Origin of the sequence: Microbacterium rhizosphaerae (assembly GCF_034120055.1) — a bacterium.
In the GTDB taxonomy this organism is placed as follows: Bacteria; Actinomycetota; Actinomycetes; order Actinomycetales; family Microbacteriaceae; genus Microbacterium; species Microbacterium rhizosphaerae.
In genome coordinates, this window is the sequence record NZ_CP139368.1 from 1,663,902 (window position 1) to 1,681,721 (window position 17,820).

The 17,820-nt window shown below is 65.8% G+C and carries 11 protein-coding genes and 3 rRNA genes; 10 read left to right on the forward strand and 4 right to left on the reverse strand.

What is annotated here, in order from left to right:
• From SM116_RS07240 to SM116_RS07255, 4 genes are read right to left on the reverse strand one after another with little or no spacing between them, the layout of a single operon-like run.
• Nucleotides 1-933: a carbamate kinase gene (locus SM116_RS07240; protein ID WP_320943778.1), complete on the reverse strand. Its 933-nt coding sequence runs from the start codon at nucleotides 931-933 to the stop codon at nucleotides 1-3.
• 52 nt (nucleotides 934-985) lie between these two features.
• On the reverse strand, nucleotides 986-2,437 hold the full coding sequence (locus SM116_RS07245; protein ID WP_320943779.1) for a YlbE family protein: 1,452 nt from the start codon (nucleotides 2,435-2,437) through the stop codon (nucleotides 986-988).
• Entirely contained in the window at nucleotides 2,434-3,993 is a 1,560-nt protein-coding gene (gene fdrA, locus SM116_RS07250) for an acyl-CoA synthetase FdrA (RefSeq protein ID WP_320943780.1), read from the reverse strand. The genes SM116_RS07245 and fdrA overlap by 4 nt, the downstream gene beginning before the upstream one ends.
• Entirely contained in the window at nucleotides 3,993-4,964 is a 972-nt protein-coding gene (locus SM116_RS07255; protein WP_320943781.1) for an oxamate carbamoyltransferase subunit AllH family protein, read from the reverse strand. Before SM116_RS07255 ends, fdrA begins: the two co-directional genes overlap by 1 nt.
• A 156-nt stretch (nucleotides 4,965-5,120) precedes the next feature.
• On the opposite strand from SM116_RS07255, the gene SM116_RS07260 reads away from it, so the two are divergent.
• From SM116_RS07260 to SM116_RS07305, 10 genes are all read left to right on the forward strand, one after another.
• A complete protein-coding gene (locus tag SM116_RS07260; RefSeq protein ID WP_320943782.1) occupies nucleotides 5,121-5,918 on the forward strand; it encodes a DUF4184 family protein in 798 nt (265 codons plus the stop codon).
• 608 nt (nucleotides 5,919-6,526) lie between these two features.
• A 16S ribosomal RNA gene (locus SM116_RS07265) occupies nucleotides 6,527-8,047 on the forward strand.
• Between the two features lie 367 nt (nucleotides 8,048-8,414).
• Nucleotides 8,415-11,517: ribosomal RNA gene (locus SM116_RS07270) — 23S ribosomal RNA — on the forward strand.
• A 111-nt stretch (nucleotides 11,518-11,628) separates the two neighbouring features.
• A 5S ribosomal RNA gene (gene rrf, locus SM116_RS07275) occupies nucleotides 11,629-11,745 on the forward strand.
• The 16S, 23S and 5S rRNA genes sit together here, the layout of an rRNA operon.
• Before the next feature lie 143 nt (nucleotides 11,746-11,888).
• Nucleotides 11,889-12,041 carry a hypothetical protein gene (locus tag SM116_RS07280; protein ID WP_320943783.1) on the forward strand — a complete coding sequence of 51 codons (153 nt, stop codon included), beginning with the start codon at nucleotides 11,889-11,891 and terminating at the stop codon, nucleotides 12,039-12,041.
• Complete coding sequence (locus SM116_RS07285; protein ID WP_320943784.1) at nucleotides 12,038-12,835, forward strand: TlyA family RNA methyltransferase; 798 nt, start codon at nucleotides 12,038-12,040, stop codon at nucleotides 12,833-12,835. Before SM116_RS07280 ends, SM116_RS07285 begins: the two co-directional genes overlap by 4 nt.
• Nucleotides 12,835-13,797 carry an NAD kinase gene (locus SM116_RS07290; protein WP_320943785.1) on the forward strand — a complete coding sequence of 321 codons (963 nt, stop codon included), beginning with the start codon at nucleotides 12,835-12,837 and terminating at the stop codon, nucleotides 13,795-13,797. The genes SM116_RS07285 and SM116_RS07290 overlap by 1 nt, the downstream gene beginning before the upstream one ends.
• Nucleotides 13,794-15,488, forward strand: a complete 1,695-nt coding sequence (gene recN / locus SM116_RS07295; RefSeq protein ID WP_320943786.1) for a DNA repair protein RecN — start codon at nucleotides 13,794-13,796, stop codon at nucleotides 15,486-15,488. Before SM116_RS07290 ends, recN begins: the two co-directional genes overlap by 4 nt.
• A gap of 17 nt (nucleotides 15,489-15,505) precedes the next feature.
• The gene (gene pyrG / locus SM116_RS07300) at nucleotides 15,506-17,194 is read left to right on the forward strand and encodes a CTP synthase (protein ID WP_320944123.1); all 1,689 of its coding nucleotides are present in this window, start codon (nucleotides 15,506-15,508) and stop codon (nucleotides 17,192-17,194) included.
• A gap of 7 nt (nucleotides 17,195-17,201) precedes the next feature.
• Complete coding sequence (locus tag SM116_RS07305) at nucleotides 17,202-17,813, forward strand: NUDIX hydrolase (protein WP_320943787.1); 612 nt, start codon at nucleotides 17,202-17,204, stop codon at nucleotides 17,811-17,813.
• Nucleotides 17,814-17,820 lie beyond the last annotated feature (7 nt).

The window sequence follows — 17,820 nt, forward strand, 5'->3', positions numbered from 1 at the left end:
TCACACGTAGATGATGCCCTGCTCGAGCTCCGGGCGGATCTCCGTGCCGATCGTGCGGGCCATGAGCTCGTCCAGTCGGTCCAGCGGGCCGATGAGCACCCGGCCGCCCGCACGGGCGACCCGGATCGCCGCATCCACCTTCGGCTGCATCGAGCCCTCCGCGAACTGCAGCTCGGCGATCGCGTCGGCCGAGGCCGTGAGGATGTCCTTCTGGTCGGGCGTGCCCCAGTGCTGGCTCACGAAGTCGCCGTCCGTGAGCATGATGAGCATGTCCGCCTCGAGGTCGGCGGCCAGCGCGGCGCTCGCGAGGTCTTTGTCCACGACCGCCTGCACGCCGTAGTGGCGCTTCTCCGCGGCGTCCGCGCGCACCGGCACCCCGCCGCCCCCGACGCAGACCACGAGATAGTCGGTGTCGAGGAGCTGCTTGACGAGCGGCGCCTGCACGATGCGGATCGGGTTGGGGGAGGGCACGACCCGGCGGAAGGCCTTGCCGTCCTTGGCGATCGTCCAGCGGTATTCCGCGGCCGCCTCGGCGGCGTCGTGCGCCGAATACTGGGGGCCGATCAGCTTCGTCGGCCGCTCGAACGCGGGGTCGTTCTCGTCCACGACCGTCGTCGTGATCACGCCGGCGACCTGGCGCTCGCCGTCCAGCGCGTTCGACAGCTCCTGCTGCACGACGTAGCCGATCATCCCCTGCGTCTCAGCGCCGAGGATGTCCAGCGGGTACGCCGCGACATCGCGGTAGGCGAGGTTCTGCAGCGCGAGCAGACCCACCTGGGGACCGTTGCCGTGCGTGATCACGAGCTCGTGCTCACGCGCGAGTCCGGCGAGGGCCTCGCAGGTCGATCGCACGTTCGCACGCAGCCGGTCGGCCGTCATGGGGTCGCCCCTGCGGGCGAGGGCGTTGCCGCCGAGGGCTACGACGATGCGCATGTGGTGATCTCCGTCTCGGGTTCGCTGATGAGGTAACGGTATACCAAATCGGTCACCGGTACTTGTCCGCCAGCGCGAGGGTGGCCGCGTGGAACGCCTCGATCGGGGGATGCGTCAGCCCCGCGCCGATCATGCCGATACCCGGGTCCTTGTGGGCGATGGCGGTGTTGATGATCGGGAGGATGCCGGTCTCCTCGACCTTGCGGACGTCGATGCCCGTCGCCGTCCCGCGGAAGCCGAGGATCGGGATCGTCAGGTTCGGGTTCGTCGCCGTGGTGATCTCCATCATCGTGCGCGAATATCCGATTGCCTCCTCCACCGTGCCGCCGACCAGCGGAACGATCGCGGGCGCCGCCGCCATCGCGAATCCGCCGATGCCGTAGGTCTCGGTGATGGCGGAGTCGCCGATGTCGCGGCCGCGGTCGTCCTTCGTGAAACCGGGGAACAGCGGGCCCTCGATGTACTGCGCAGGCCCGGTGAACCAGTTCTGCTGGCCGAGCCCGGAGACCCGGATGCCGAACTCGACACCGTTGCGGCACATCGTCGTGACGATGGTCGAGTACTCGATGTCGTGCGCAGCATCCATCGCCGCCTTCGAGGCCGCCATCCAGGTGGGACCGGAGAAGTAGTCCGAGGATGCGACGAACGTGAAGACGTCCTGCTTGTCCTTGGTCGAGAAGCCGGAGTCCAGGATGTGCGGCGCGAGGGCCTGGATGAGCAGAGTCGTTCCGGCGTTGTTGCGGTTGTGTGCCTCATCGCCCATCTGCAGCGCCTGGGCGAGCATCATGCGCAGGTCGATCTCCTTCGCGGACACCATGGCGTCGCGCAGGATCGGCCCGAAGACGTCGCGCATCCAGGTGAGGCGGTCGATGACCGACCGGTCGTTGGCGCCCATCCGCAGGATCTTCGCGAGCTGCTCCGACAGGTTCGTGTACGCGTGGTTTCCGTACGGGCGGTTCTCCACGACGTGCATGAACATCGATGCGCTCGTCACGCCGGCCATCGAGCCGACCGTCTGGTGCTCGTGGCACGGGGAGAAGTCGATCTCGCCCGAGGCGGCGAGTTCGAAGGCCTCATCGAGATCCTGGGCGAGCCCCTCGAACACCAGCGCGCCGGTCACGGCGCCCTTCATGGTGCCCGCCATCCGCTCGAACTCGATCGGCGGACCGGCGTGCAGGATCGTCTTCTTCGTCATGCCCGGGACGACGTCGATCGCCTGGCCGAAGCCGACGAGCACGGGCTGAGAGGTGATGATGCGGTTCACGGCATCGGCGTTGGCCGCCTCGATCCGCTCCGAGAGGTCGGCCCGCGCGAGCGTCGAGAGCGCCGCGACGACGTCCGGTCGCCCGCCGCCCGGGGGCGTCCAGTCGAGGTCGCTCACGGCAGCACCCTGCGACCGGATGTCGTCGGCGAACATCGACGCGCCGATGTTGATCGCCGACAGCGGGCGGTCGAAGATTCCGGCGACCCGGCTCGCGGCCGCGTCTGCGCTCACGGTGCTCATGCGTTCTCTCCCTTGCTGACGAACTCGCGGGCGAGAAGGCCCGTGTTGGTGGATGACGATGCCCACGTGACCCCGGCCTCGGTGAGCTTGCGCACCTGCTCGTCGAAGTCCTGCGCGTCCTCCGGCGTGCCGAGCACGTAAGCCAGCACCTCGAGATGGCGCCCCTGCGCCTCGGCCGCGCGCTTGCCCTCGACGATGGCCGGCAGCATGACACCGACCGGGTCGGGATTCGCGCCGTAGCCGAGCACGAAGTCCATGACGATGACGCCGACCTCGGGATCGGCGGCCTCGACGGCGAAGCGCTCGATGCGGTTCGACGGGTCGATCATCGGGTGGGGCTTGCCGTTGGTGAACTCGTCCTCGCCGAAGTCGAGGAAGGTGTGGGCGCGGGATGCATCGCTGCCCGTGAGCTTCCTCGCCGGATCCTTCTGGATGTTCGAGTACACGTCGGTGTATCTCTCCAGGGCGAGGAACATCGCCTCGTCGCACAGCGTCCCGCCGCAGAACAGTCCCCGGATGTACTTCTGCTCGGGCTTCAGCTTCGCCTGCACCTCGGCGATGAGCGGCAGGTTGAGCGGATGCAGATCGAGGCTCTCCTCGCGCACGCCGGCTGCCGCGACGGCCGCGAGGGCGGCAGGCTTGGTGCGATCGAACACCGGGATGCCGCGCTCCTCCCCGGCCCGCTTCAACTCGTCGCCCGCGCCGAGGAAGCACGCCACCGCGGGCTTGCCCGACGCGGCGAGGCGGTCCAGGACGGCCGTCGCGACCTCGGTGGCCGGCGGCTTGGAGATCACGACGATGACGTCCGTGCCCGCATCCGCGTCGAGCGCGTCGATGCCGTCGAGCATCATGATGGCTCCCACCTCGGCCGACAGGTCGCGTCCGCCCGTACCGATCAGCTGCGAGACGCCGGCCGTGAAATCGTGGATGCGCACGCTCAGCTCCTGCGCGCCCGTCCCCGATGCCGCCACGATCCCGACCCGGCCGCGGCGCACCTCGTTCGCGAAGCAGAGCGACACCCCGTTGATGATCGCCGTCCCGCAGTCGGGCCCCATGACGAGCAGGCCCGCGCCGTGCGCTTTGCGCTTGAGCGCGATCTCGTCGGCGACGGAGACGTTGTCCGAGAAGAGCATGACGTTCAGACCCGCATCCAGCGCCTTGTCCGCCTCGTGCGCGGCATACTCGCCGTTGACCGAGATGACCGCGATGTTCGCATCGGGAAGCCCTGCAGCCGCGGACGCGATCGTCCGGTAGGCGACCTCGGCCGTGTCGCCGGAAGGCTTGCGGTCGAGCAGGGCGATGAGCCCGTCGAGGGCGGCGTCGGCCCCGGCCTCATCGCCGTCCGTCACGACGATGAGCACGAGATCGCCGGGCGTGGCGTCCTCGATCTCCGGTGTGATCAGGCCCTGGTTCGTCAGGATGTCCTTGTTCATCGGCGTCGCCATCGCCGCGACCGCGTTGACCACGCCGTCGAGCTGACCCGCCTTGGTCGAGATCGCCATGAGCGACACCGAGTCGATGTACGTGTTCGGTTTGATGAGTGAGCGCGTCGGCATCACATTCCTCGCATTTCTTCGGTCAGGCGCACGGCCGCCAGGAGCCCGTGGGCCTGGTCCGTGCCGGAGGTGTGGCCGATCCCGGTGAGGGCGACCGTGAGTTCGGGAACGGATGCTCCGGACCTGCTGCCGTCAGCTGGGCCGGTCGTGCACAGCGCGGCGAGCAGATCGCCGAGGGGCTCGACGGCGCGGCCGCGGCACGCTTCGCGCATCGCCGTGAGCGAGATCGCATGGGTTGCACCGGATGCCGCCGCGCGGCGGATCGCCGCCGGGACGAGGGAGAGCGGGCCGCCCAGCTGCGCTGACGCGTAGGCGAGGCCGGTCAGCACGTCGTCGCCGGCCGGGGTCAGGCCGCCGCCGAGCCCGACCAGACGCCCCGCCGCCCGGGTGATGGCATCCTCGTCCGCGCACCGGATGCCGTTGGCGATGTCCTCGAGACCGTCCCGGATGCGTTCGGACACGGCACGCGAGAACGCATCGTCTCCTGCCTGCGCACCCCCCGGGACGCCCGCCTCCGCCAGTGCCGCCTCGAGCTCCTGCACGCGTCGGCTGTCGACGGATCCGTCGATGGTCGGCGGAGCCCAGGATCGTGCACCGTCCAGCGGCACGGTGAGAACGTCGCCCAGGCGAATCGCATCCGACACGGTGACCGCCATGGCCGGTTCCAGGGCGAGGCCATCGAACGATGCGAGGTCGATGCGCACGGTCCTCGGCCCGCAGGCGATGCCGCGCGCTGTCAGACACCAGAGCTCGCCCTCGGGGGCGGAGACGTTGATGACCGAGGCGAACACGGAGTGGATGCGGCCCCCCAGCGCTGACCGCTCGAGTGCGAGCAGCTCCGCATCCGCGGACAGTGCCCGCACCTGCCGCGCCGCCGGCCGGGCCGCGAGCCGGGGTGTGCCGAGGTGGCCCGCCGATGCGCCGCCGTCGCGCGCCGACGCGCCTGCCGGCTTTCGGGGGGAAGGGCGCATGGTCCACCTCGTGTCTGCCTGTCGTCCGCGTTCGGACACCTCGCGACCTGTGTCGCTTGGCATACCATATCTCAGTTTTGGTGTACCAAAGTTGAGTAAGCTGAAGCACCCACCGCACAGCACGCCCGTCGGCCGGGCGTCGGCTAGCGTCTGGGCATGCCGTTCACTCCGAGTCACGCCGTGGTCGCCCTCCCGTTCGCGCACTCGGTGCCCGGCCTCTCGGCCGCCGTCGCGGTCGGCGCGATGACCCCGGATCTCCCGCTGTTCATCCGCCGGCTTCCGGTGACCTACGCGATGACGCACAGCTGGTCGTGGCTCCCGCTCACGGTCGTGCTCGCCGCCGCTCTGCTCGCCCTGTGGTGGATGGTCCTCCGACCCGCCGTGCGGGAGCTGTCGCCGAAGCCGCTCGCCGAGCGGATGCCGGCGGAGTGGGACGGCCGCGTCGGGCTCGCGCGCCCGCTCGTCGCCGTCCCGATCCTGATCCTCGGCCTCGCCATCGGTGTGGCGACCCACATCGCCTGGGACGGGTTCACGCACGAGGGCCGTCCCGGCGTGGTGGCGCTCGGATGGGATGCCCTGTGGGGGCCGCTGCCCGCGTACAAGTGGATGCAGTACGGTTCCTCGGTCGTGGGCCTCGCCGTTCTCGCGCTGGCTGCCGGGCTCTGGCTTCGTCCTCGCCTCCGGTCTCACGTGGCACGCGCTCTGCCGGAGGTCGTCCGCATCGTGTGGTGGCTGTCGCTGCCTGTGGCGCTCGCGGCGGCGTCGGCGGTCGGACTGGTCGCGATGGGGCCGCTCACGCCACGATTCACCGCGCAGCATCTGGCGTATCGGGTGCTGCCGCCGGCCGTGGCGCTGTGGGCGCTGTTCTCCGTGGGGCTGTGCGTCGCGGTCCAGGTGCGTCGTCGCGCGCTCGCCGTAGCCGCGCGCGCTGGGGCAGAAGGGCGTTCGGCGTGACAGTGTCTGCCCGACGAACGGGGTCGAGCGCTTCCGTCCGAACGACGCGGCCGACTCGCCTCGGATCTGCGGCGTGCTGGGCGGCCGGCGGCGCGGCGAAGGGGGCCGACTCGGCGTGACACGCCCGGGATGCGGCTCAGATTTGTGGGGTGCGGTGGGGTCGCGTAATGTTCTTGTTGTTCGCCCCAAAGGGTAGAGCGAAGGGCCGGAAGGCCTTGCTCCCTCAAGCAGCGAACGATCCCCGAAACGTCACCCTGGCCTCAGGTCTGCGGCGGTCGAATCGGGTCTGCTGGTTCGTCCATATGTCGGATGGATCGCCACGGTCTCGGCTGCGGCGCTCGATTTGACTTCCGGTGCGGATCGGCTAAGATAGAGAAGTTGCCCCGCAGGCGGCGCCGAGATGGTGTCACGGCGGGTGCGTCCGATCCTTGAGAACTCAACAGCGTGCACTTGTCATATGCCAAATTATCCTCGTCCAGTGTTTTTTGATGCTGGTTGAGAATTCCTTTGGATCAATTTATATGGATGTCAGCAATGATGTTCGTTTTTTGGTCAGGTTGAACTCGCTGCGTTCTGCTGTTTTCCCGGTGGTTCGTATGCATTCGTTTTTTACGGAGAGTTTGATCCTGGCTCAGGATGAACGCTGGCGGCGTGCTTAACACATGCAAGTCGAACGATGAAGGGGAGCTTGCTTCCTGGATTAGTGGCGAACGGGTGAGTAACACGTGAGCAACCTGCCCCGGACTCTGGGATAAGCGCTGGAAACGGTGTCTAATACTGGATATGAGCCATGACCGCATGGTCTGTGGTTGGAAAGATTTTTCGGTTCGGGATGGGCTCGCGGCCTATCAGCTTGTTGGTGAGGTAATGGCTTACCAAGGCGTCGACGGGTAGCCGGCCTGAGAGGGTGACCGGCCACACTGGGACTGAGACACGGCCCAGACTCCTACGGGAGGCAGCAGTGGGGAATATTGCACAATGGGCGGAAGCCTGATGCAGCAACGCCGCGTGGGGGATGACGGCCTTCGGGTTGTAAACCTCTTTTAGCAGGGAAGAAGCGTGAGTGACGGTACCTGCAGAAAAAGCGCCGGCTAACTACGTGCCAGCAGCCGCGGTAATACGTAGGGCGCAAGCGTTATCCGGAATTATTGGGCGTAAAGAGCTCGTAGGCGGTTTGTCGCGTCTGCTGTGAAATCCCGAGGCTCAACTTCGGGTCTGCAGTGGGTACGGGCAGACTAGAGTGCGGTAGGGGAGATTGGAATTCCTGGTGTAGCGGTGGAATGCGCAGATATCAGGAGGAACACCGATGGCGAAGGCAGATCTCTGGGCCGTAACTGACGCTGAGGAGCGAAAGGGTGGGGAGCAAACAGGCTTAGATACCCTGGTAGTCCACCCCGTAAACGTTGGGAACTAGTTGTGGGGTCCTTTCCACGGATTCCGTGACGCAGCTAACGCATTAAGTTCCCCGCCTGGGGAGTACGGCCGCAAGGCTAAAACTCAAAGGAATTGACGGGGACCCGCACAAGCGGCGGAGCATGCGGATTAATTCGATGCAACGCGAAGAACCTTACCAAGGCTTGACATACACCGGAAACGGCCAGAGATGGTCGCCCCGCAAGGTCGGTGTACAGGTGGTGCATGGTTGTCGTCAGCTCGTGTCGTGAGATGTTGGGTTAAGTCCCGCAACGAGCGCAACCCTCGTTCTATGTTGCCAGCACGTAATGGTGGGAACTCATGGGATACTGCCGGGGTCAACTCGGAGGAAGGTGGGGATGACGTCAAATCATCATGCCCCTTATGTCTTGGGCTTCACGCATGCTACAATGGCCGGTACAAAGGGCTGCGATACCGCGAGGTGGAGCGAATCCCAAAAAGCCGGTCCCAGTTCGGATTGAGGTCTGCAACTCGACCTCATGAAGTCGGAGTCGCTAGTAATCGCAGATCAGCAACGCTGCGGTGAATACGTTCCCGGGTCTTGTACACACCGCCCGTCAAGTCATGAAAGTCGGTAACACCTGAAGCCGGTGGCCCAACCCTTGTGGAGGGAGCCGTCGAAGGTGGGATCGGTAATTAGGACTAAGTCGTAACAAGGTAGCCGTACCGGAAGGTGCGGCTGGATCACCTCCTTTCTAAGGAGCATCTGGAGGTTTCGGCCTTCCAGGCCCCCGATCAGAGCGTTCGTCTCTGCGGGGTGCTCATGGGTGGAACATGTGACAGGGCGCTCATTGTGTCTTTCGGGTCTGAGTACGCTGCTTCGGTGGTAGGAACGGGTTCGGGGGGTGGGGTGGGCGCGTGCACGTTGTTGGGTCCTGAGGGACCGGGCGCCGGCTTTCGGGTCGGGGTGGTGCCTTTTGCAGGCCTTGCCGGCTGGTCACGGGTTGTGGTCAGGGGTGGGGTGCTGTTCGTACTTTGAGAACTACACAGTGGACGCGAGCATCTTAAAGATGGCGACCTTCGGGTTGTCATCACTATTGATCGATAGATCAGCTCATGTGATTTCAAGTCTTTAAGAGCAAACGGTGGATGCCTTGGCATCTGGAGCCGAAGAAGGACGTAGCAATCTGCGATAAGCCTCGGGGAGTTGATAAGCGAGCTTTGATCCGAGGATGTCCGAATGGGGAAACCCCGCCAGGCGTTTGTGCGACCTGGTGACTCCCGCCTGAATATATAGGGCGGGTAGAGGGAACGCGGGGAAGTGAAACATCTCAGTACCCGCAGGAAGAGAAAACAACCGTGATTCCGTGAGTAGTGGCGAGCGAAACCGGAAGAGGCTAAACCTATTGTGTGTGATATCCGGCAGGAGTTGCATGGTGGGGGTTGTGGGACTTTCTTGATCATTCTGCCGAGTGGTCGACGTGACGCGAGCGTATAGGCGAACGGTCTTGAAAGGCCGGCCATAGTGGGTGCCAGCCCCGTAGCCGAAATGCGTGAACGGCGTGGAGAGTATCCCAAGTAGCACGGGGCCCGAGAAATCCCGTGTGAATCTGTCAGGACCACCTGATAAGCCTAAATACTCCCAGATGACCGATAGCGGACAAGTACCGTGAGGGAAAGGTGAAAAGTACCCCGGGAGGGGAGTGAAATAGTACCTGAAACCGTTTGCTTACAAACCGTTGGAGCCTCCTTAGCAGGGGTGACAGCGTGCCTTTTGAAGAATGAGCCTGCGAGTTAGCGATACGTGGCGAGGTTAACCCGTGTGGGGGAGCCGTAGCGAAAGCGAGTCTGAATAGGGCGATTCAGTCGCGTGTCCTAGACCCGAAGCGAAGTGATCTATCCATGGCCAGGCTGAAGCGACGGTAAGACGTCGTGGAGGGCCGAACCCACTTAGGTTGAAAACTGAGGGGATGAGCTGTGGATAGGGGTGAAAGGCCAATCAAACTTCGTGATAGCTGGTTCTCTCCGAAATGCATTTAGGTGCAGCGTTGCGTGTTTCTTGCCGGAGGTAGAGCTACTGGATGGCCGATGGGCCCTACCAGGTTACTGACGTCAGCCAAACTCCGAATGCCGGTAAGTGAGAGCGCAGCAGTGAGACTGTGGGGGATAAGCTTCATAGTCGAGAGGGAAACAACCCAGACCACCAACTAAGGTCCCTAAGCGCGTGCTAAGTGGGAAAGGATGTGGAGTTGCTCTGACAACCAGGAGGTTGGCTTAGAAGCAGCCACCCTTGAAAGAGTGCGTAATAGCTCACTGGTCAAGTGATTCCGCGCCGACAATGTAACGGGGCTCAAGCACGCCACCGAAGTTGTGGCATTGACATTAGTGGTAGGCCTTCGTGGTCCAGCCGTGTTGATGGGTAGGAGAGCGTCGTGTGCCGGGTGAAGCGGCGGGGTGACCCAGCCGTGGACGGCACACGAGTGAGAATGCAGGCATGAGTAGCGAAAGACGTGTGAGAAACACGTCCTCCGAAAGACCAAGGGTTCCAGGGTCAAGCTAATCTGCCCTGGGTAAGTCGGGACCTAAGGCGAGGCCGACAGGCGTAGTCGATGGACAACGGGTTGATATTCCCGTACCGGCGAAGAACCGCCCAAACCAATCCAGTAATGCTAAGTGTCTGAATCCCTTTGACGGATCCCTTCGGGGTGAAGCGTTGGGCCTAGCACACGACCCTATGCTGAGGCGGTTAGCGTATTAACAGGTGTGACGCAGGAAGGTAGCCCAAGCCAGGCGATGGTTGTCCTGGTGCAAGTGCGTAGGCCGACTCCTAGGCAAATCCGGGAGTCATACAGGCTGAGACACGATGCGGATAAAAAGTGGGTGATCCTATGCTGCCAAGAAAAGCATCGACGCGAGGTTCCAGCCGCCCGTACCCCAAACCGACTCAGGTGGTCAGGTAGAGAATACCAAGGAGATCGAGAGAATCGTGGTTAAGGAACTCGGCAAAATGCCCCCGTAACTTCGGGAGAAGGGGGGCCCTCCGCGTATTAGGACTTGCTCCGAAAGCGTGTGGGGGCCGCAGAGACTAGTGGGTAGCGACTGTTTACTAAAAACACAGGTCCGTGCCAAGTCGCAAGACGATGTATACGGACTGACGCCTGCCCGGTGCTGGAAGGTTAAGAGGAGCGGTCAGCCGCAAGGCGAAGCTGCGAATTTAAGCCCCAGTAAACGGCGGTGGTAACTATAACCATCCTAAGGTAGCGAAATTCCTTGTCGGGTAAGTTCCGACCTGCACGAATGGCGTAACGACTTCCCAACTGTCTCAACCGCGAACTCGGCGAAATTGCATTACGAGTAAAGATGCTCGTTACGCGCAGCAGGACGGAAAGACCCCGTGACCTTTACTACAGCTTGGTATTGGTGTTCGGTGTGGCTTGTGTAGGATAGGTGGGAGACTTTGAAGCGTGGACGCCAGTTCATGTGGAGTCGTTGTTGAAATACCACTCTGGTCACTCTGGATGTCTAACTTAGAACCGTGATCCGGTTCAGGGACAGTGCCTGGTGGGTAGTTTAACTGGGGCGGTTGCCTCCCAAAAAGTAACGGAGGCGCCCAAAGGTTCCCTCAACCTGGTTGGCAATCAGGTGGCGAGTGTAAGTGCACAAGGGAGCTTGACTGTGAGACTGACAGGTCGAGCAGGGACGAAAGTCGGGACTAGTGATCCGGCAGTGGCTTGTGGAAGCGCTGTCGCTCAACGGATAAAAGGTACCTCGGGGATAACAGGCTGATCTTGCCCAAGAGTCCATATCGACGGCATGGTTTGGCACCTCGATGTCGGCTCGTCGCATCCTGGGGCTGGAGTAGGTCCCAAGGGTTGGGCTGTTCGCCCATTAAAGCGGTACGCGAGCTGGGTTTAGAACGTCGTGAGACAGTTCGGTCCCTATCCGCTGCGCGCGTAGGAAGTTTGAGAGGATCTGACCCTAGTACGAGAGGACCGGGTTGGACGAACCTCTGGTGTGCCAGTTGTTCCGCCAGGAGCACCGCTGGTTAGCTACGTTCGGGATGGATAACCGCTGAAAGCATCTAAGCGGGAAGCCGGCCTCAAGATGAGACTTCCATACCTACGGGTGAGAGGCTCCCAGCCAGACTACTGGGTTGATAGGCCGGATGTGGAAGCGTGGCAACACGTGCAGCTGACCGGTACTAATAAGCCGATGACTTGATAACACCCTTTTTGAGCTTGATGCTCGCGTCCACTGAGTGGTTCTCGATGTACGAACACAATCGAGAACACAACACACATCTTTTTGTTGTGTTTGTTTGAAACATCAATAGTGTTTCGGCGGCCATAGCGAGAGGGAAACGCCCGGTCACATTCCGAACCCGGAAGCTAAGCCTCTCAGCGCCGATGGTACTGCAGGGGAGACCCTGTGGGAGAGTAGGACACCGCCGGACTTCTTCACCGAAGAGGCCACCCAATGCTGGGTGGCCTCTTCGTCGTTAACGCATTTCCTCCACAGCCGCCACCATATTTCGGCGGGGCGCACATCCGTGTCGGTCGACGGCGTGGCTGCGGGGGGCCTCGGTACGATGGGGGAATGGCGGACGAGCATGACGACCTCGAGCTGATCAGCCGGCTGCGCGTGATCGAGTCGCAGCCGCTCGGCGAACGCGCGGCCGCGTACGCGGCCTTGCACGATGAGCTCGCGCGCACGCTCGAATCCGGCCCTGCCGACGCGCAGTCCGCATGACCGAACGTCTCGATACCGCTCTCGCGGCTCGCGGCCTGGCGCGGTCGCGCACGCACGCCGCCACGATGATCGCGGACGGTCTCGTCACGGTGGACGGGCAGCCCGTGGTCAAAGCATCCCATCGTGTCGCGGAGGACGCCGTCCTCGAGGTGGCAGCATCCGATCACTACGTGAGCCGGGCCGCCCACAAGCTGATCGCCGGGCTCGATGCGTTCCACGTTCCCGTCATGGGTCGGGTCGCGCTCGACATGGGCGCGTCCACCGGCGGGTTCACCCAGGTGCTGCGCGAGCGGGGCGCGGACCCCGTCATCGCCGTGGACGTCGGGCACGGGCAGCTGGCTGCATCCGTCGCCCTCGATTCCGGCGTCGTGAACATCGAGGGCTTCAACGTCCGCGACATGACGCGCGAATCCCTGGCCGCGGCGAGCGGCATCGCATCCACTCCCGACCTCGTCACGGGCGACCTGTCGTTCATCTCGCTGACGCACATCCTTCCTGCCGCGCGACGGACCGCGACCGACGATGCGGATTTCGTGCTGCTGGTCAAGCCGCAGTTCGAGGCGGGGCGCACCGCGGTGAAGGGCGGGCTCGTGACGAATGCGGCCGTGCGGTCGGACGCGGTGATGGGCGTGCTGTGGGCGGCATGGGACCTCGGCCTCGGGACACGCGGCGTCATCGCGTCGCCCATCGCGGGCACGCACGGCAACGCCGAGTTCGTGGCTCGCTTCCGGGCCGGCGACGGCGGCAATCCGACAGAATGGTCAGACATCGTGAACAGACTGGCAGGGGCGTGATGGGGTCCGACATCAGGAACATCCTGGTCGTCGCGCACGCGCTGCGCGACGACACGCGTGAAGCGGCGGAGCGTGTGATCGATGCGCTCGAATCGGCCGGTGCACGAGCTGTCGTCGCTGCCGACGATCGCGAGGTGCTGGTGGATGAGCGCCCCGAGCTGGCGCGTCTGGCCACGCTGGGCGTCGATGTCGCGGTCGAGGACATCGAGCTGGCCATCGTGCTCGGCGGCGATGGCACGATCCTTCGCGCTGCCGAGTTGGTCCGCGGCGGCACCGCGCCCGTCCTCGGCGTGAACATGGGCCACGTCGGGTTCCTCGCAGAGATCGAGCGAGACGACCTGGACGATGCCGTGCGTCGTGTCATCGCCCGCGACTACCGCGTCGAGGAGCGTCTCGCGCTCAGCGTGCGGGTCAAGGACGCCGCGGGCACGATCTTGTACGAGACGTGGGCGCTCAACGAGGCCACCGTCGAGAAGGCGAGCCGCGAGCGGATGCTCGAGGTCGTCATGGAGATCGACGGACTTCCGCTGTCGAGCTTCGGATGCGACGGCGTCGTCGTCTCCACCCCGACCGGCTCGACCGCCTACAACTTCTCCGCCGGTGGTCCGATCATCTGGCCGACGGTGGAGGCGATCGCCATCGTCCCGCTCTCGGCCCACGCGCTCTTCGCCGAGCCTCTTGTCGTCGGCCCGGAGGCGGCCGTCGCGATCGAAGTGCTCGAGCGCACGAACGGCACCGGCATCCTGTGGTGCGACGGTCGGCGGTCGCACGAGCTTCCGCCCGGCGCGCGCGTGGTCGTGCGGCGGTCCCCGACGCCGGTGCGGCTGGCACGACTGCATCCCGTCGCCTTCACCGACCGGCTGGTGCGCAAGTTCAGGCTGCCGGTCGACGGCTGGCGCGGACCTGCGACGGGCACGCTCCCGGCCCTGCGCCGCGAGCGTGCCGCGGGAGAGCTCTCGTGATCGAAGAGATGCGCCTGCGCGACCTCGGCGTGATCGCGGAAGCCACCCTGTCGATCGGCCCCGGGTTCACGGCGATCACCGGCGAGACCGGCGCGGGCAAGACCATGGTCGTCACGGGGTTGGGTCTGCTGCTCGGCCAGCGCGCCGATTCCGGCGCGATCCGCTCCGGCGCGCCCCAGGCATCGGTCGACGGCGTCTGGATCGTGCCGGATACCGGCCGGGTCGTCGAGCGGGTGCGGGAGGCCGGCGGCGACGTGGAGCCCATCGGCGACGGACGTGCGGAGCTCTACGTCGGCCGGACCATCTCGAGCGAGGGGCGCAGCCGGGCGACGGTGGGCGGCCGGTCGGCGCCCGCCGGCGTCCTCGGGGACCTCGCCGACGAGCTGGTGGTCGTTCACGGGCAGTCCGATCAGCTGCGGCTGCGCTCCGCGGCTGCGCAGCGCGACGCGCTCGACCGCTTCGGCGGCGAGGCGGTCGCGGCCGCTCTGGAGGCCTATCGCGGCGACTTCGAGACCTTCCGGGCCGTGGACCGGGAGCTGACGGCGCTCGTCGAGGACCGCGACGCCCGCGCGCGTGAAGCCGCGGAGCTGCGTGAGGCCCTGGCCGAGATCGAACAGATCGATCCGCAGCCGGGGGAGGACCGTGACCTCGCGATCCGCGCCGAACGTCTGGCGAACGCCGAGGAGCTGCGGCTCGCCGCGGCCACCGCGCACGAGGCCCTCTCGGGCGAAGAGGCCGATGCCCCGGACGTGTCGGCGCTCCTCCAGGAGGCTCGCCGCGCGCTGGATCGCGCGGACGACCCGGCGCTCCGCGACCTCTCCGAGCAGATCGCGGACCTCGCCTATCGCACCGCGGACGTCGCCGCGACCCTGTCGCGCTACCTCGCGGACCTCGACGAATCCGGGCCGCACGAGCTCGCCGCCGTGGAGGAGCGCCGCGCGGCACTCGGCATCTTGGTGCGAGCGCACGGTTCGCTCGATGCCGCGATCGCGCTGCTCGGGTCGGGCAGCGCCCGGCTCGCGGAGCTCGATGACGACGGCGACCGCATCGAGCGACTGACGGCGCAACGGGATGCCGCGGCATCCCGACTCGACGACACCGCCGCACGATTGACCGCGGCGCGCACGGACGCGGCGGTGCGGCTCGGGGCCGCCGTCACGAGCGAGCTGACCGAGCTCGCGATGCCGGATGCGCGCGTCACCGTCACCGTGGAACCGGGCGCCCCGACGGCCGCGGGACGGGACGACATCGCCATCCTCCTGTCGCCGCATCCGGGTGCCGATCCGCGACCCGTCTCGCGCGGGGCGTCCGGGGGTGAGCTCAGCCGCGTCATGCTCGCGATCGAGGTCGTCATCGCGGGCGTCGACCCGGTTCCGACCTTCGTGTTCGACGAGGTGGATGCCGGCATCGGCGGCGCGGCCGCGATCGAGGTCGGGCGGCGTCTGGCCCGGCTCGCCGAATCCTCGCAGGTCATCGCCGTCACGCACCTCGCCCAGGTCGCCGCGTTCGCCGGCAACCACCTGTCGGTCGTGAAGGCGAACGACGGGTCCGTCACGGCATCGAGCGTCCGACGGCTGGACGGCGCCGACCGCGAGGCGGAGATGGCGCGACTGCTGTCGGGTCTGGCCGATTCGCCGACCGCCCTGCAACATGCCCGTGAGCTCATCCAGCTTGCCGGCAGATCGGACTGATAAGATGAAAGCCCGTGATGGAAACTTCTGACGCGGCGACTTCGAACGGCACCACCAAGCACATCTTCGTGACAGGCGGTGTCGTTTCCTCATTGGGGAAGGGCCTGACGGCGGCAAGCCTCGGCAACCTCCTGACCGCTCGGGGCCTGCGTGTCGTCATGCAGAAGCTCGACCCGTACCTGAACGTCGACCCGGGAACGATGAACCCGTTCCAGCACGGCGAGGTCTTCGTGACCGACGACGGAGCCGAGACCGACCTCGACATCGGGCACTACGAGCGCTTCCTCGACATCGAGCTGAGCCAGGCCGCGAACGTGACGACGGGCCAGATCTACTCGCAGGTCATCGCGCGCGAGCGGCGCGGCGAGTACCTCGGCGACACGGTCCAGGTCATCCCGCACATCACCGACGAGATCAAGCGCCGCATGCGCCTGCAGGCCGACGAGACCCCGAAGCCGGACGTCATCATCACCGAGATCGGCGGCACGGTCGGTGACATCGAGTCGCAGCCGTTCATCGAGTCCGCGCGACAGATCCGCCATGAGCTCGGCCGTGCGAACGTCTTCTTCGTTCACGTTTCGCTCGTGCCGTTCATGGGCGCCTCGGGCGAGCAGAAGACGAAGCCGACGCAGCACTCCGTCGCGGCGCTGCGGTCCATCGGCATCCAGCCGGACGCGCTCGTGCTGCGCAGCGACCGGCCCGTCACCGAGGCGAACAAGCGCAAGATCGCGCTCATGTGCGACGTCGAGGAGCGCGCCGTCGTCAACGCCGTCGACGTCCCGAGCATCTACGACATCCCGACGATGCTCAACGAGCAGGGACTCGACGAGCACATCGTCCGCACGCTCGGCCTCGGCAAGGCGGCCGACGTGGACTGGACGCGCTGGGGTCACGTGCTGCAGGCCGTCCACAACCCGCGGCACGAGGTCACCATCGGGCTCGTCGGCAAGTACATCGACCTGCCGGACGCGTACCTCAGCGTCACCGAGGCCGTGAAGGCCGGCGGCTTCGCGCACGAGACGCACGTCAACATCCGCTGGATCCCGTCAGACGAGTGCGAGACGGCGGAAGGCGCCGCGCGGGCGCTCGGGGATCTCGACGGCATCGTCATCCCTGGCGGGTTCGGCATCCGCGGCATCGAGGGCAAGCTCGGCGCGCTGAAGTTCGCGCGCGAGCAGGGCATCCCGACGCTCGGCCTGTGCCTCGGCCTGCAGTGCATGGTGATCGAGTACGGGCGGCACATCGCCGGTCTCGAGGGCGCCTCGTCGAGCGAGTTCGACCCCGACACGCGCTTCCCGGTGATCGCCACGATGGCGGAGCAGGTCGAGATCCTCGACCACGGCGACATGGGCGGCACGATGCGCCTCGGGCTGTACCCGGCCGAGCTGCGCGAGGGCTCGCTCGCCGCGGAGCTGTACGGGTCGACGCTCGTCCAGGAGCGCCACCGCCACCGCTACGAGGTCAACAACGCCTACCGCGACCGGTTGTCCGAGTCCGGGCTCGTCTTCTCCGGCCTCTCGCCCGACCGCAACCTCGTCGAGTATGTCGAGCTGCCCCGCGACGTCCACCCGTTCTACATCGCGACCCAGGCGCACCCCGAGCTGCGCTCACGACCGACGACGCCGCATCCGCTGTTCCGCGGTCTGGTCGGCGCCGCGATCGAAAGGCACCAGGCCAGCGAGCTCTTCGACGTCGAGAACGACTGAGCCGCGCATGGATGCCGAGCAGATCGACGACGGCTCCGCCCTGCGCGACGAGCCGGTCGACGTCGAGGTGACCTCGAGCGACCTCGTCTACGAAGGGCGGGTGTGGGACGTCCGCAGCGACACCGTCCGCTACGGCGGCGACGAGATCGTCCGTCAGTACGTCGACCACCCGGGCGCAGCGGCGATCGTCGCACTCGACGACGACGGTCGTGTGCTGCTGATCCAGCAGTACCGGCATCCCCTCCGCATGCGCGACTGGGAGATCCCCGCCGGCCTGCTCGATGTGCACGGCGAGGACCCCGTCGACGCGGCGCGACGCGAACTCGCCGAGGAGGCCGACCTCGACACCGGGTCGATCGAGCACCTCGTCAGTGTCTTCACGACACCCGGCGGCAACGACGAGGTCGTCCACGTCTTCCTCGCGCGCGACCTCTCGCCGCGTGCGGACGAGCACGACCGGGAGGCGGAGGAGGCCGACATCCGGATCGCGTGGATCCCGCTGGAGGACGCGGTGGCCGCCGTCATGGCGGGCCGGATGCGCAACGGCATCCTGGCCATCGGGCTGCTGGCCACCGCCGAGCGTCTGCGCGACGGCGGTGCGTCAACCCCCCGCGGCTGAGCGGGGC

Excerpts from the sequence above, each read along its gene's own strand:
- SM116_RS07290 (WP_320943785.1), top strand. The coding sequence starts at position 12,835 with ATGGGGTCCGACATCAGGAACATCCTGGTCGTCGCGCACGCGCTGCGC.
- SM116_RS07260 (WP_320943782.1), top strand. The coding sequence starts at position 5,121 with ATGCCGTTCACTCCGAGTCACGCCGTGGTCGCCCTCCCGTTCGCGCAC.
- SM116_RS07255 (WP_320943781.1), bottom strand. The coding sequence starts at position 4,964 with ATGCGCCCTTCCCCCCGAAAGCCGGCAGGCGCGTCGGCGCGCGACGGC.
- SM116_RS07240 (WP_320943778.1), bottom strand. The coding sequence starts at position 933 with ATGCGCATCGTCGTAGCCCTCGGCGGCAACGCCCTCGCCCGCAGGGGC.
- pyrG (WP_320944123.1), top strand. The coding sequence starts at position 15,506 with ATGGAAACTTCTGACGCGGCGACTTCGAACGGCACCACCAAGCACATC.
- SM116_RS07305 (WP_320943787.1), top strand. The coding sequence starts at position 17,202 with ATGGATGCCGAGCAGATCGACGACGGCTCCGCCCTGCGCGACGAGCCG.
- SM116_RS07280 (WP_320943783.1), top strand. The coding sequence starts at position 11,889 with ATGGCGGACGAGCATGACGACCTCGAGCTGATCAGCCGGCTGCGCGTG.
- SM116_RS07245 (WP_320943779.1), bottom strand. The coding sequence starts at position 2,437 with ATGAGCACCGTGAGCGCAGACGCGGCCGCGAGCCGGGTCGCCGGAATC.
- SM116_RS07285 (WP_320943784.1), top strand. The coding sequence starts at position 12,038 with ATGACCGAACGTCTCGATACCGCTCTCGCGGCTCGCGGCCTGGCGCGG.
- fdrA (WP_320943780.1), bottom strand. The coding sequence starts at position 3,993 with ATGCCGACGCGCTCACTCATCAAACCGAACACGTACATCGACTCGGTG.